The organism is Alteraurantiacibacter aestuarii (assembly GCF_039523595.1).
Classification (GTDB): Bacteria; Pseudomonadota; Alphaproteobacteria; order Sphingomonadales; family Sphingomonadaceae; genus Alteraurantiacibacter; species Alteraurantiacibacter aestuarii.
The window spans coordinates 876,280-891,348 of the sequence record NZ_BAAAFP010000002.1 but is presented as its reverse complement, the minus strand read 5'-3'; the positions used below and the strand labels follow the sequence as shown (position 1 = coordinate 891,348).

The 15,069-nt window shown below is 62.5% G+C and carries 8 protein-coding genes; 2 read left to right on the top strand and 6 right to left on the bottom strand.

The window, feature by feature from the left end; translation table 11 throughout:
* Window positions 1-40 precede the first annotated feature (40 nt).
* The gene (locus tag ABDZ98_RS07865; protein WP_160589810.1) at window positions 41-3,091 is read left to right on the top strand and encodes a TonB-dependent receptor domain-containing protein; all 3,051 of its coding nucleotides are present in this window, start codon (window positions 41-43) and stop codon (window positions 3,089-3,091) included.
* 138 nt (window positions 3,092-3,229) lie between these two features.
* Window positions 3,230-4,633: a sulfatase-like hydrolase/transferase gene (locus tag ABDZ98_RS07860; protein ID WP_160589811.1), complete on the top strand. Its 1,404-nt coding sequence runs from the start codon at window positions 3,230-3,232 to the stop codon at window positions 4,631-4,633.
* 108 nt (window positions 4,634-4,741) lie between these two features.
* Here the strand turns inward: ABDZ98_RS07860 and ABDZ98_RS07855 are convergent, their stop codons facing one another.
* The 6 genes from ABDZ98_RS07855 to ABDZ98_RS07830 all read right to left on the bottom strand — a co-directional run bounded on the left by ABDZ98_RS07855 (window position 4,742) and on the right by ABDZ98_RS07830 (window position 15,029).
* Window positions 4,742-6,160, bottom strand: a complete 1,419-nt coding sequence (locus ABDZ98_RS07855) for an MFS transporter (RefSeq protein WP_160589812.1) — start codon at window positions 6,158-6,160, stop codon at window positions 4,742-4,744.
* Window positions 6,161-6,260: 100 nt separating this feature from the next.
* Window positions 6,261-7,247, bottom strand: a complete 987-nt coding sequence (egtD, locus tag ABDZ98_RS07850) for an L-histidine N(alpha)-methyltransferase (protein WP_160589813.1) — start codon at window positions 7,245-7,247, stop codon at window positions 6,261-6,263.
* Window positions 7,247-8,488, bottom strand: a complete 1,242-nt coding sequence (gene egtB / locus ABDZ98_RS07845; protein ID WP_160589814.1) for an ergothioneine biosynthesis protein EgtB — start codon at window positions 8,486-8,488, stop codon at window positions 7,247-7,249. Before egtB ends, egtD begins: the two co-directional genes overlap by 1 nt.
* A 146-nt stretch (window positions 8,489-8,634) precedes the next feature.
* The gene (locus tag ABDZ98_RS07840) at window positions 8,635-10,452 is read right to left on the bottom strand and encodes a sensor domain-containing diguanylate cyclase (protein ID WP_160589815.1); all 1,818 of its coding nucleotides are present in this window, start codon (window positions 10,450-10,452) and stop codon (window positions 8,635-8,637) included.
* Window positions 10,453-10,600: 148 nt separating this feature from the next.
* The gene (locus tag ABDZ98_RS07835; RefSeq protein ID WP_160589816.1) at window positions 10,601-11,980 is read right to left on the bottom strand and encodes a class II 3-deoxy-7-phosphoheptulonate synthase; all 1,380 of its coding nucleotides are present in this window, start codon (window positions 11,978-11,980) and stop codon (window positions 10,601-10,603) included.
* A 124-nt stretch (window positions 11,981-12,104) separates the two neighbouring features.
* Window positions 12,105-15,029: a M16 family metallopeptidase gene (locus tag ABDZ98_RS07830; RefSeq protein WP_160589817.1), complete on the bottom strand. Its 2,925-nt coding sequence runs from the start codon at window positions 15,027-15,029 to the stop codon at window positions 12,105-12,107.
* Window positions 15,030-15,069 lie beyond the last annotated feature (40 nt).

The following is a 15,069-nucleotide window of genomic DNA, read 5'->3' as shown; positions in this document are numbered from 1 at the left end:
TACGCGTATTTGGCTCACTTGCGGTGCAAGCGCATTGGCCATGGTTCTGGGGTCCACAGCCGTTCAGGCGCAGGATGCAGATGCAGACGACACCGAGGAAAAGGGTGATACCATCCTCGTCACCGGTTCGCGTCTGGCCATTCCATCGGGCATGGATACGGCCAATCCGGTGACGTCGATCAACGAAGAGGAAATCGACAACCTCGATCCGGGCACGCTGATCCAGGCGATGAACAACCTGCCGATCTTCGTGAACAACGATACGCCCAACAGCAACGCAGGCTTCTTTGCCCGCGCCGGCACCGGCAACCTCAACCTGCGTGGTCTTGGCGTGAACCGCACGCTGACACTGCTCAACGGGCGCCGGGTTTCGCCGACGACCGCCTTTGGCGGTGCCGATATCAACCTTATCCCTGCCGCCATGCTCAAGGGCGTGGAGAACGTGACCGGCGGCGCTTCGGCAGCCTACGGTACCGATGCTGTCGCAGGCGTGACCAACTTCCTGCTCGACACCCGGTTCACCGGCCTGGAAATCAATCTGCAGGGCGGCATCACCGAACGGGGCGACGGCGACAATTACGAAGGCAGTATTTCCTACGGTACTTCCGTCGGCGATCGCGGCCACCTGCTGCTGTCGGCAGAAGCCAACAAGATGAACGGCATTTTCGATTACAGCGGCCGCAACTGGTACCAGGCCTTTGGCCTGCTCGATTCAGATGGCGACGGCATTGATGAAGTGTGGCCGAATGTTCATTCGTCGCGGGTCAGCTTTGACGGGATTGTCAGTCAGGCGGGCTTCTCGCTGAATGGCTATCAGTTCGATGGCGACGGCCCCGCCACCCCCTATCAGCTGGGTGTGGCATCCGATGGTACTGTCGGTGGCTTCGATTCCCGCACCTCGGGCGGCAACGGGGATGACATCAACTGCGGAGAAGTCTGCAACGTCTTCCCCGATACGGATCGTTATTCGCTGTTCGCCTATTTCGACTACGAACTGACCGATAATTTCAAGGTCTTTGCGCAATATATGCGCGGCTACAGCCACCTGTACGAAAACGCCACTCCGCGCGGTTCGTTCGTCGGCTTCCCGACCACGCTGACGATCTATCAGGACAACTTCTTCCTCAACCGCGATCATCCCGAAATTGCCCAGGCGATGGAGGACGAAAATGTCGCCTCCTTCGCACTGCGCCGGATGTGCTCTGTCGAGGATTGCGGCAATCTCTATTACGAGGAATGGAGCACGCAGAACATCGGAACGGTCGGCTTCGAAGCGGAAATCGACAACAACGGTTTCCTCGATGGCTGGCGTGTCGATGGCTATTACCAGTACAGCCATTCCCAGAAGAAGTGGGACCAGTTCGGCCTGCGCGTGGACCGCATCTTTGCTTCAATCGATGCCGTGGACGATGGCACTGGCAACGCAGTTTGCCGTGTAACCCAGTTCGGCAGCACCGATTTCCCCGGTTGCGAGCCGATCAACCTGTTCGGTCGCGGCAATGCCAGCCCCGAAGCGGTTGATTACGTGACCGGCATGGACCCGGGCCAGCAGATCACCACGCCGCTGTTCTTCGCGGATTCGGGCTTCGATCTGGGCATCACCGATTCCTACACATCGACCCCCGGCAAGCGTGCGATCACCACCTTCGAACAGCATTTTGCCGAACTCAGCTTTGCCGGCAACGTGTTCGATCTGCCGGCCGGCCCAGTGTCGCTGGCCTTTGGCGGGTCCTATCGTCAGGACTCGATCTACCAGGTCAACCGTGACCCGGCCAATCCGACCTCCAACCACGATAGCGGACGTCCGGTGCTCTGCTCGGGCGAGTCGCCCGGCCTGCGCGGCGTGAGCGGTGACTGCAACAACACCGTGGCCACGCAATATTCGAAGGTTTCGAATATCCGCGGCGGAGCGGACGTGAAGGAACTGTTCGGTGAAGTGCTGCTGCCGATTTTCGATACCGGAAGCGGGCAACGGGCAGGTCTCAACATGGCCGGTCGCTGGGCCGACTATGAAGGCTCAGGCACGATCTGGTCCTACAAGACCAGCCTCGACTTCTCGGTCTATGAAGACCTCAGGCTTCGCGGCACCTACTCGCGTGACGTTCGCGCTGCGAACCTCAACGAACGGTTCAACAAGACCGGCGGCATCGGTACGGTCACTGATCCGCGTATCTCGCAGGCCGATATCGATGCCTGTAATGCGCTGAACGATCCGGACCTGGCCTGTAGCGCCAGCTACAGCGTCACCACCTTCTCTGGCGGCAACCCCAACGTCGCCCCGGAAAAGGCCGACACGCTGACCGCAGGTGTGGTGTTCCAGCCAGACTTCCTGCCCGGCTTCTCGGCATCGCTGGACTGGTTCCGGGTGGATGTGAAGGGCGCCATTGGCCAGGTTGGCCTGTCCGAAGTTGCCCGTCGCTGTTACGAAGACGAGGATCCGATTTTCTGTAATCTGATCACCGAAAGCACATCACAAGTCACAGACGCCGGCGGCTTCCCGCTGATGCAGCTGGTTGGCGACCAATTTGTCAACGTCGCCAGATCCTATGTCGAAGGTATCGATCTCGAACTCGGCTACAACACCGACATCGATATTCTTGGCGGCGGTGACGAGCGGCTTTCGCTGCGCGGCTTTGCCACCTGGCTGCTGGAACGCTCGAACACGGGTGCCGCTACTCCGGCGAACAACTTCGACCCTCAGCCGACCAGGCTCGACGGCTTCGGATCGTTCCCCAAGTTCAGGGGCACGGGCTTCGTTTCCTACAACAACGGGCCGTTCAACGCTGTCTTTACCGGCCGCGTCATCGGCAGCAGCCTGATCCAGAACATCGCCACGCAGGGCGCAACCGGGATCACCGTCGAGAACAACCAGATCCCGTCAGTGTTCTATGTCGATACAAGGTTCAACTATGATCTGGATATCGGGAACACCCGGGCCCAGCTGTCACTGTCGATCACCAATCTGTTCGACAAGGACCCGCCGGTTGTGGCGACCTACAGCTTCTTTACCGCAGCTGCGACGCAGACCTTCAATTCCCTGCATGACGTTCTGGGACGTCGCTATACGCTGGGTGTGAAGTTCCGCATGTAAACTTTGCACGGCAGGCTCAGCCGTGCCAATTGGCAGGGTCGGTGTCCCACCATAACACCGGCCCTGCCCTCCCATTTCTCCCCGACCCATTACAAGAAGGGTAAGCTGATCTTGACCGAGCGGAAAACAACTTCCGGGATGACGCGCCGGAATGCCATCAAGGGCGCAATCGGCACCGCCGCATTGACGGTCAGCATTCCGGGGCTGGCCCATACGCCCGGCCGCAAGCCCAACTTCCTGTTCATCATGGCTGACGATCTGGGTTATGCCGACCTGTCCTGTTACGGGCGGCGCGAATACAGAACGCCGGTTCTCGATAGTCTGGCCGCGCAGGGCATGCAGTTCATGCATGGCTATGCCAACAGCGCCGTATGTTCCTCCACCCGCGTGGGGCTGATCACCGGGCGCTATCAATATCGCATTCCGGTGGGCCTGGAAGAGCCGCTGGAAAATCCCGACCTGGGCATGGACCCGTCGCATCCGACCATGCCCTCCCTGCTCAAGCAGCAGGGCTATCACACCGCGCTGGTGGGCAAGTGGCACATGGGCCGCCTGCCCAATTTCGGCCCGATGAAGAGCGGTTATGACGAATTCTGGGGCAATCGCGGCGGCGGGGTGGATTACTTCACCCACAAGATCGCCGGTGCGAATGACATGTGGGACGGCGACGTCCAGATAGAGGAAGTCGGCTATTATACCGACCTGCTGGCCGATCGCTCCATCGAATATCTCGAAGCGCGCGCGCAGGAAGCGGACAAGCCGTGGCTGCTGTCGCTGCACTTCACCGCGCCGCACTGGCCGTGGGAAGGCAATAATGCCAGCGGTCAGGCTGAAAGCGAGCGGCTCGACCAGCAGCCCGCCACCGACGATCTGAACATCACCCATTTCGATGGCGGCACGATGGCGACCTATGCACAGATGGTCACCAGCATGGATGCCAATATCGGCCGCATCCTGACCAGGCTGGCTGATCTTGGGATGGAACAGGATACGGTGGTCATCTTCACCAGCGACAATGGCGGGGAGCGTTTCTCCGACACATGGCCGTTCAAGGGCATGAAGACAGAGCTGCTGGAAGGCGGCATTCGCGTGCCGCTGATCATCAAGTGGCCGGGGCTGACCGCACCGGGATCAACCAGCGATGTGCCCGCCATGTCGATGGATTTCCTGCCCACCATGCTGGCGGCAGCAGGCGGCGCGCCCGATCCCGCCTATCCCAGCGACGGCATAGACCTGCATCCGGCGCTGGCCGGGATCACCCTGCCCGATCGCACCATGTACTGGCGGTACTGGAGCAAGACCCAGCGCGCTGTGCGCCGCGGCCGCTATAAATACCTGAAGATCAATGAGAACGAATTCCTGTTCGACGTGATCGAGGACCCGCAGGAGAGGGGCAATCTGAAGGATCGCCTGCCCGATGTCTTTGCCGATCTGAAGCAGGCATGGATCGAGTGGAACGGGCACATGCTGCATGATCCCAATGCCCGCAGCTATGGCTTTGAGCCGCGCCATCTGGCCGATCACTACGACTGGAACAGTTAGAACGAGGTTCCGACCTTGGGAGAGGGGGCGGGCGAGCTGGGCAACCGGCTCGCCCGTTTCGTTTGGGCCCGTTTCGTTTTGGCCTGAATCGTCTTGGACTGATTGCTATCAGTTGGCCGGTGCCTGTACGCCCTGTCCGCCTTGGCCGCCGTGCCCCTCTTGGCCGCCCTGCATGGCCACGCCGCCGATCATTCCCTTGTTCATGACCCCCAGCACGGTGATCAGCACGGCAATGATCAGCGCCGGAATGGCGGCTGCCAGCATGATCGTCTCCAGCCGCAGCGATGCCGCCAGTGCCATGCCGCCCAGCGCCGGGAAGATCACCCCGCCAAAGCGGCCCATCGCCCCGGCCCAGCCAATGCCGCTGCTGCGCATTTCGGGCGGATAGCCCAGCGTGGCCAGATTGTTGATGCCGGTCTGTCCGCCCACCTGGCAGAAATTCCACACGATCAACGCGGCGATCACCATCACCGCCACTTGCGCATCGACCTGGCCGATGGCGTAAATCGCCAACGCATCAACCACGAAGAACACCGCCAGCACCTTGTACGGATTGATGCGGTCCATCAGCCAGCCCATGGTCAAAGTGCCCGCCGCACCGCCAAAATAACCGATGATCATGTAATAGGCGAAGTCGGTCAGCGGCACATCGCGCATTTCCAGCATGAAGGTGGCCAGCCAATTGGCCAGCAGCGCAATATTGCCCAGCGAGAAGAAGCAGATCGCAAACAGCAGGATCGTCTGCATGCGGAAGCGCGGACCGAACATGGCGAGCGGACCCAGCCGCTCCACTTCGGCCTGATCGCCCATATGGAACACTTCATTGCCGGTCAGTTCGACTGCCGGATCAAGCCGCCGCAGCATCCCGGGAATGCGCGGATCGGCGCTGTTGCGGTTGACGCGGAAGGACACGCTTTCGGGGATGGTCAGCAGCAAAAGCATTGCCGCCAAGGGCACAATCCCGCCAATGATGAAGAAAATCTGCCAGCCGTGATCTTCCAGCAGCAGCGTAACCATGAAACCGCTGCCCAGATTGCCGCCCGAAAAGCACACCAGCGCAATCGACATGAACAGCGCGCGGCGGCGCTTGGGCGTGGCCTCGGCAATGATCGCCAGACCAACAGGCAGCATGGCGGAAAAGAAGATGCCGGCAATCCCGCGCAGCACCGCCAGCATGGTAAAACCGCTGGACCATGCAGCCCACAGGGTCAGCGAGCCAAAGGCCAGCAGGCACAGCGCCAGCACCGGCTTGCGCCCGATCCGGTCAGCCAGCGGGGGAATGATGATCGCGCCCAGCAGCATGCCCCATTGCTGATTGGTGACGACGGGGGCCATATCGACCGATTCGCCGCCCAGCCCCACGGCGATGGCGGGCAGGATCTTGCCCAGAAAATACATGTCGAACCCGTCCATGAACAGGACGATCGAACAGACAATCAGCGTCACGATCTCGCGCCAGCCGATGTCTCTCTCATCGATGAAGGCGGCGACATCAAAACGGTGTTCGCCAGTGGCACCTGCGGCCATTATCGCCCCCTCCCAAGGACAGTGTCAAAGGGGGAGAGTGGCGGCGCGCAGGCTCCGCGTCAATGCGCCGCTTGTATCAAACTGTGGCCGGATCGGCGCGTCAGGGCGCGCTGCGGGCGATGCTGGCTTCTGCCAGGATCAGCGAGAACCGCCGCTTGCCGTCAACCCAGCGCTTCAGCGGGGTCCAGCCGCCTGCCAGCAGCAGCATGTTCTGGCTGCGGCGCCTGAACTTGTGGCTGTTTTCCGTGTGAATGGTTTCCCCCGCCTGCATGGTGAAGGATTTACCCGACACGTCGAAGGATAAATCCTGCGCCGCCTGCAGATGCATCTCGATGCGGGCGAAAGTGTCATTCCAGCGGGCCTTGTGGCGCAGCTTGTCGACCGGGATCGTGCCGTCCAGCTCGCGGTTGATGCGCCGCGCCAGATTGAGGTTGAACTGCGCCGTCACCCCCTTCGCATCGTCATAGGCGGCGATCAGCGTATCCCTGGACTTCACCAGATCCATGCCGATCAGCAGTTTTGACTGGCTGCCCAGCGTTTCCCGCATGGATCGCAGCAGGTCCACCGCCGTGCGCGGAACCATGTTGCCGATGGTGGAGCCGGGGAAGAAGCCCAGCTTGGGCATGTCCGCCACTTCGGCAGGCAGCGTGACCGTTCTGGTGAAGTCTGCCTCCACCGGATGGACCGGCAGGCCGGGGAAGTTGGCAGACAGCTCCGCCGCTGCCGCGCGCAGGAAATCGCCCGCGATATCCAGCGGGACATAGGCGCCCGGATCGATCGCCCCCAGCAGCAGCGGGGTCTTGACCGAGGAGCCGGAGCCGAATTCCACTACCGCCCTGCCCGGCCCGATCAGATCGGCAAACTCGGCGCCGCGCGCCTGCAATATCTCGGTCTCGGCGCGGGTCGGGTAATATTCGGGGAGGCGGGTGATATCCTCGAACAATTGCGATCCGGCATCGTCATACAGCCAGCGCGCTGGCACAGCCTTCTGGCGCTGCGCCAGCCCGGCGAGCACGTCGGCACGAAAGGCACGGTCAACGCCGCCCTCATCCCGGTCGACAAGGCGGATTTCGGTTATGGCAGTCATCAGATATCTCTCGCCAATCGCAGTCCGGTGAATTGCCAGCGCTGCTGCGGATAGAAGAAGTTGCGATAGGACGGGCGCGAATGGCCACGCATGGTGGCGCAGCTGGCCCCCTTGAGCACCCACTGACCGGCCATGAACTTGCCGTTATATTCACCCACCGCGCCCTCCGCAGGCCGGAAGCGCGGGTAAGGCAGATAGGCCGAACGGGTGAACTGCCAGCAATCGCCGAACAGCTCGCCCGATCCGGTGGGCAAAGGGGGCGCGGCTTCATCCAGCTGGTTGCCTGATGCGGCATCGAAGCCCAGCTTATCCTGCCCGCGGGCAATCGCTTCCCATTCGAACTCCGTCGGCAGGCGCGCACCTTGCCATATGGCACCGGCCCAGCTGGCGAAGGCATCGGCCTCGTAATAGGAAATATGGCAGACCGGCGCATCGGGATCGCGGTCCTGCCAGCCCTGATGGGTGAAGTGCTGGCCATCGCGCCAATAAAGCGGCGCGGCAATATGCATGCGGTTCACCCATGCCCAGCCATCGGACAGCCACAGCGCCGGAGTTCGATATCCGCCATCGGCGATGAATGCGTCCCAGTCGCGATTGGTCACCAGCCGCCGCGACAGGGCAAAGGGTTCCAACAGCGCGCGGTGCACCGGCCCCTCATTGTCAAAGGCAAAGCCTTCATCCTGATGGCCGATGCGGGCGATGCCGCCGGGATGCTCCAGCCAGCCATCATCCTGCGCCTGCGCCTTTGCCGGCTGCCCACCCCACATGGCGGGGCCGAGCGGATTGCGGAACAAGGCGTGCTTGATGTCGGTCAGCAGCAATTCGATGTGCTGCTGTTCATGGGCGATACCCAGTTCGATCAAATCGGCCACGGCGGGATCGGCCACAGCGGGATCGGCCAGCAGCGGCTCCATATGTGCATTCACATGCGCGCGCCATTCCAGCACCTGCGCCAGTGTCGGCCGCGAGAGCATGCCGCGCCGCGAGCGCAATATGCGATCGCCCTCCGCCTCGTAATAAGAATTGAACAGGAACGGCCATTGCTCGTCAAACAGCCGGTATCCGGGGAGGTGATCGCGCAGCAGGAAGGTTTCCCAGAACCATGTGACATGCGCCAGGTGCCATTTGGCGGGCGAGGCATCGTCCATCGACTGGATCGTGGCATCGGCTTCGGACAGCGGCGCGCACAGCGCCTCGCTCATCGCCCGCGTGGCGAGGAAGCTGTGTGCGAGATCTGGCATGCCCTGGGCATGCGGGCGGGTAGTGGCTTTGGGCAAACACCCCTCCTGCGGCCTGTCAGCGTGCATTCGCAATAATGCACGGGACGGTTACCTATAGAAACCCCGACCTAGTGCCGGGTTCCGCAGAAATTATGCAGGCGCCCGCTTCAGGCGGCCAGGCGAACGCGGTTCCTGCCGCCCTCCTTCGCCCGGTAGAGTGCGCTATCGGCACGCGCCAGCATCGCATCGGCGTCTTCACCGGGGCGCAGGCTGGAGATGCCGATAGAAACGGTCACCATCGGCAGGCCCCCCAGCGCACTTCCGGTTTCAATCGCGCTGCGCAGCCTCTCTGCCAGTTGCCCTGCACGGTTCTGATCGACACCGGGCAGCAGCCAGACGAATTCCTCCCCGCCGATGCGGCCCACCAGATCCGCGCCGCGCACTTCGCAGCTGGCCAGCTGGGCCACGCGGATCAGCACTTCATCGCCAGTGCGGTGGCCGTGGCCATCATTGACCGCCTTGAAATGGTCGATGTCGAACATGAGGACGGCAAGCGAACTGCCGCCGCGATGGGCGTTGTCCACCAATCTGCCCAGCCGGTTCAAGGTGCAGCGACGATTGGGCAGGCCGGTCAGTGGATCGGTATTGGCCCGCCTGTTGGCCTCTGCCGCCAGTTGCACCGCGCGGCCGCGCGCAAGCTCGATCGCTTCCTCGCGCCGGACCTGCTGCGTCACATCCATGGCCACGGCGAACAGGGCGATACGTGCGCCGCTGTCATCAAATTCATTGAGGATGGAGATGTGAAGGGTCCTCTCCTCGCCGCCCCCGGGCCGGACACGGTAATGAAAATCATAAGGCTTGCGGTCATCGCGGTGTCTGGCGATCTGGCCGAACAGCTCTTTCCCGCGATCAGGCAGGCTGTCGCGCACATCGCCCGGATCGGGTGCCAGTTCACGCGGGAGGCCGTTCATTTCCAGCATGCGCTCAGACCAGTCCTGCGTGTGCTTCCGCAGGTCGTAGCGCCAGCGGCCAATGCCCGCCAAGGTCTCTGCCAGATTGAAGATGGTCAGGTTCTGGTGCAAGGCCTCGTTGCGCCTTCGCAGCGTCTCCTCCAGCTTGTCCCGCGATAGCAGCAGCGCCGCAAGCGGCAGCGATGCCGCCAGCATCACCAGCATCAGCGCCTGCAGATACAGGCCGGCATTGAACGGGGTGAAATCCAGAAATGCCGCAGGATTGTGCCCACCCAGGCTGCGGACCGTGGCCGCCACGCCATAGGCGATAATACCCCAGGCTGCGCCCAGCTGGCCAAAGCGGATGGCGATTGCAAGAATACCGATCACCAGCAGTGGCGTGAGCGAAATATGGGGAATGGCCAGCACGATGTCGGCCAGCAGCACCAGCAACAGGAAGGCGAGCAACAGTCCTTTCAGCGACAGACTGCCGCTGATCGCCACTTTCTGATCGCCAAATCCCAGATATTGCCGAAGGAACAACAGCACGGGTGTGCCGGCAAGAATGCCCAGCACGCTGGCCAGAAACCACCACGCCAGTTCAGGCAGGGTGGGATCAGTGCGAAACGGGAAGGAAATCAGCGCGCTGGCCAGCGCTCCTGCCACAGCGGCCAGAAACAGGCCGGCGATGTGCGCAAATGTTCGCGGCAATTGCCCACGCCCGCCCAGCACCAGCTTGCCAATTCTGGTGCATATGAAAGCCTCGACAATGGTGGCAAAGGCCAGCGCCATGCCGTTGACCAGGGGCAGGTCGATCAGCAGGGAAGTGGTCAGCTGGGCGATATAGAGCGCCAGCAACAGGCCCGGCCATTGGCGCATGGGGTGGGCATGCAGGGCCGCAACCGCCACCGCGCTGGGCAGCCAGATGATCAGCACGGCATTATATTCGGAGCGCAGCTGCAACGTACCCAGCGCGAACAGGCACCAGATTACACCGGTAAGTATGGGGCCCAAAAAGGGCCTCAAACGCTCCATCAATATGCTCCTGAGTCCCTCAAGGGAGGAACTATAGGAGCAGATGATGATCGTCCGGGTTACACAGCCTAGGTGTTACCACTTACAGGCGCGGCACATCATCCACCTGTTGCGGTGCCGAACTTCCTGCCGGTGAGGCCCAGCCTTGTCAGGCTGCGTCGGCCTGCCGCTCGCTGAGTTCCAGGTTGAGCATTTCAGCCAGGGTGAACGCCAGTTCCAGCGATTGCGCGGCATTGAGGCGCGGATCGCAATGCGTGTGATAGCGATCGGCCAGGCCGGCATCGGTGATAGCCACCGCGCCGCCGGTGCATTCGGTCACGTCCTGTCCGGTCATTTCCACATGGATGCCGCCGGCATGGGTGCCCTCTGCCCGGTGAACCGCGAAGAAGCCCTTCACTTCGGACATGATCCGGTCGAACGGGCGGGTCTTGTATCCGCTGTCGGACTTGATGACATTGCCGTGCATCGGATCGCAGCTCCACACCACCGGATGGCCTTCGCGCTTTACCGCGCGGACCAGCGGGGCAAGCCCGGCTTCCACCTTCTCATGGCCGAAACGGCTGATCAGCGTCATGCGTCCCGGCTCACGCGCAGGATTGAGCAGGTCGAGCATCTTGATCAGCGCATCGGGAGACAGGCTGGGACCGCACTTCATGCCGATGGGATTGTTGATCCCGCGCATGAATTCCACATGGGCGCTGTCCTCAAAGCGGGTGCGATCACCGATCCACAGCATGTGGGCCGATGTGTCGTACCATTCACCGGTCAGCGAATCCTGCCGCGTCATCGCTTCCTCGTAAGGCAGCAGCAGCGCTTCATGGCTGGTGTACAGGCTTGCCATCTTGAGCTGCGGCTGATCTTCGATGTCGATCCCGCACGCTTCCATGAAATCGAGCGATTCACCGATCCGGTCGGCGATGGACTTGTACTGTTCGGACCAGGCGCTGCGGCCCATGAAATCCAGCGTCCACTGATGCACCTGGCGCAGATTGGCATAGCCGCCCGTGGTGAAGGCACGCAGCAGGTTGAGCGTGGCGGCAGACTGGCTGTAGGCGCGCAGCATGCGCTGGGGATCGTTGCGGCGCGTGGCCGGATCGAATTCGATCCCGTTGATAATATCGCCGAAGTAGCTGGGCAGCTCCACGCCGCCCTGCACTTCTGTTGCGGCGCTGCGCGGCTTGGCAAACTGGCCCGCCATACGTGCCACCTTCACCACCGGCATCTTGCTGGCATAGGTCAGCACGGCCGCCATCTGCAGGATCACCCGCAGGCTGTCGCGAATGTTGTTGGGCGTGAATTCGGCAAAGCTTTCCGCGCAATCGCCGCCCTGCAACAGGAAGGCTTCGCCCGCCGTCACATCGGCCAGCTTGGCCTTCAGCGCGCGCGCTTCACCGGCAAACACCAGCGGAGGAAAACCGGACAGCACCTTTTCGGCGTCGGCCAGTTCCGCCGCATCTTCATAATGCGGCAGGTGCTTCGCCTCGAAACGGTCCTGCTTCCAGCTATCGGGTGTCCAGTTTTTTGCCACGTCACTTCGTCCAATGCAGCAGGGCCCGGAAATAGCCGAGTCCCGCATTAAATGTTTAGGGGGAGGCAGCATCTAACCCCGAGTCGGGCCAAGGGCAAAGGTTACTTGCGTTATTGTTCCAAGGCTAACCAGGCGCCCGATCGCCCGGAGGCAGGATCACCAGCCGGAATCCGCGCTCTGGCGCAAGATAGCGCTGCGCAAGCTGGCGAATCTCTTCGCGCGTAGTGCCCAGGTAATCGACCGGCAGCGTGGGCAGGTTGAGCACGCGATAAGGATCGAATGCCGAACCTTCCATCTGGTTGAGCCAGAATGTGTGGCCGGTCTGCGCGCGGGCAATGTTCTGGCGCACAGGTTCGATCACCCGCGCCAGCTCATCCTCGGTCGGCCCCTTGTCGGCCAGATCGGCCACGATCCGGTCGGCCTCGGCAAAGAAGTCGTCGATATCGCCCGGCTCCAGTTGCACTAGCGCCAGCACATGGCCGCCGCTTTCCATGTCGAGCGGCCAGCTGGAACTGGCGAAGGGCGCATAGGACGTGCCCGATCGCTCGCGCAGCCCGTCCAGCAGGCGATTGGCGACCAGCTGCGCCAGCAGGTCCAGCTTGCGCGCCTGCGGCAGGCCGGCAGATCCGCCGCCGGTGGGCCATGCGATCAGCGCCGCGGCCTGGTTGGCCTCGCCAGAATGGTTGATCACCATTGGCGTGTCATTGGGCGGCGGGAAGCCGACACCGCGTGTTGCAACCCGTTCAGGAAGCTCGTCGCGCACGGCCAGCGCGCCAAATGTGCGGCTCAGCGCGTCCACCGTGGCATCGCGGTCGATATCGCCGAAAACGTCGACCTCTATCTGCCCTTGTGCCAGCAGGCGCGACCATACGCGGCGAAACTCGCCGGCGGTGGCGCTGCGCAGCTGATCGGGCGTGGGCGTGGCAAAGCGCGCGTCCATCCCGCGCAGCAGGTAATCCAGATCGCGGTTGATCACGCCATTGGGATCGCCGTCGAACGAATCGTAAGTCAGCAGGGCGCTGGCCTTGGCGCGTTCCACCGGCGCCACATCCCAGCGCGGCTGCGCCAGCTTGGCGGCGAACAGATACAGCTGGTCCGCCAGATCCTCTGCCCGGGTAATCCCTTCGAATTCAAAGGCCGCATCGCCAATGCTGAAACCGAATGTCAGCTTGCGCCCGGTGGCGAGCCGGTCCAGCTCGTTCTGACCCAGCGGACCGATGCCCGAATTGACCAGCGCGCGGCGGCCCAGATCGGCATAGACACCCTCATCGGCCTCGAACCCGCGCCAGCCGGCACCAAAGCGCACGCGCACGGTGACACGGCCCGGCTCATTGTTGCTGTCGCGGATCAGCGCGCGAACGCCATTGGCAAAGGTCAGCTTCTCGACATTGCTGACAAGGCCGGGACCAAGCGGTTCGGAAACCACCGGAAGTGTCGGATCACCGATCGGCGGAAGGTCGGCAAAGCTGATCGCCTCGGCATCGCTGCGCGCGGCGCTGCTGGCGATGGCAGGCGCGCTCAGCGCGGCACGGAACTGCGCCTCGTTCGCCACGCCCAGATCGGGCACCAGCATCACGCCGCGCACTACAGTGCCGGAAAACAGGCGCTGCGTGTGTTCGAGAATGGCCTGCGGAGTGAAGCGGTCACGCATGGCGCGAAACACTTCGAGGAATGTCTCGGGCGCGGCCACGGCTTCGCGAATGTCGACCGCATTGACCAGATTATCGGCCAGCTGACTGCCGGCCTGAATCCGCTCCTGACTGACCATGTCGACAAAGGCGACATCGAACTGCGACAGTTCGCGGGCGATTTCTTCCTCGCTGGGCGGCTGTGTCACCGCATCTGCGATCACACCGCGGACATCGGCCAGCGCGGCTTTCCAGTCATCGGTAAGCGGGGTGACAACGACATAAGTGCCATCGGCCGACCGGCTGATCTTGTCCTGCTGGATACCGGCGAACAGATAGCTCGCCCCGGTGCGGGCATTTTCCTCCAGCCGCCGGTTGAGGATCGATTCCGCCACCGAATCGATCAGCAGGCCGCGGTTGTATTCCAGATTGTCGACCACCTGGTCCCAGTCGCGCAGGATCGCATAGGTCAGGCTGAGCGGCTGGCCCGGCTCGATCAGGACGCGCACTTCGCCCACCGGATTTTCCGGATCGGCCCCTGCGGGCGCCTGCGGATCGCCGAAATCGGGTTCGGGCGTCACCGGTCCGGCAACCTGCCAGTCGGCAAAATTGCGTTCGACCAGCGCGGCCAGCACTTGCGGAGAGGCATCGCCCACCAGCACCACCACGGTGTTTTCCGGGCGGTACCAACGCTGATGGAAAGCGCGCACGGCTTCGGGCGTGGCGTTCTGCAGAGAGTTCACCGTGCCGATCGGCGGGCGATCCGCCAGCCGCTGTCCGCTGAAGAAAGTCTCACGCGTGGCGATCGAAATGCGTTCGTCCGGACCGGCGCGCTCCCGCCGTTCGGCCAGCACGATGGGCAGGTCGCTCGCCAGGTCCTGCGCGCTGAGCGTAGGGGCCTGGATCATCCCGGCAAACAGCCGCGCACTGTCCTCCAGCGTATCCCGCCGGGCATTGGGCAGGTCCAGCTGGTAAACCGTGTGCGTGGGGCTGGTGATGGCGTTGGTATCATTGCCAAAGCCCGCGCCCAGCCGCTGGAAATAGGGAATCGCCTCACCCGGACCGAAATCGCGCGACTGACGGAAGGTGAGGTGTTCGATCAGATGGGCAAAGCCCAGCTCGTCATCATTCTCATGCAGCGAACCTGCATCGATGCGCACGCGGATGGAAATCTGGCACGGCGGCACGCCGTTCTGGCGCACGGCATAGCGCACGCCATTGGGCAATTCGCCAAACAGCCATTGCTGGTCCACCGGAATATCCGTGCCGCGATAGATCCACGGATCGTCAGGCATGTCGAATTGCGGCACATCCTGCGGGCCGGAAACCCCCAGCGTGCAATCGGACTGGGCCAGCGCCGGTACGGGAAGGAGCAGCAGGGCCGGCAGGAAAGCGCGGGTGAAGCGCGAAAGAAATGTCATCACGGTGCCTAATTGGCCTTGGAGGAATGAAGGCTTGGTG

Excerpts from the sequence above, each read along its gene's own strand:
- ABDZ98_RS07860 (WP_160589811.1), top strand. The coding sequence starts at position 3,230 with ATGACGCGCCGGAATGCCATCAAGGGCGCAATCGGCACCGCCGCATTG.
- ABDZ98_RS07865 (WP_160589810.1), top strand. The coding sequence starts at position 41 with ATGGTTCTGGGGTCCACAGCCGTTCAGGCGCAGGATGCAGATGCAGAC.
- egtD (WP_160589813.1), bottom strand. The coding sequence starts at position 7,247 with ATGACTGCCATAACCGAAATCCGCCTTGTCGACCGGGATGAGGGCGGC.
- egtB (WP_160589814.1), bottom strand. The coding sequence starts at position 8,488 with ATGCCAGATCTCGCACACAGCTTCCTCGCCACGCGGGCGATGAGCGAG.
- ABDZ98_RS07855 (WP_160589812.1), bottom strand. The coding sequence starts at position 6,160 with ATGGCCGCAGGTGCCACTGGCGAACACCGTTTTGATGTCGCCGCCTTC.
- ABDZ98_RS07830 (WP_160589817.1), bottom strand. The coding sequence starts at position 15,029 with ATGACATTTCTTTCGCGCTTCACCCGCGCTTTCCTGCCGGCCCTGCTG.
- ABDZ98_RS07840 (WP_160589815.1), bottom strand. The coding sequence starts at position 10,452 with ATGGAGCGTTTGAGGCCCTTTTTGGGCCCCATACTTACCGGTGTAATC.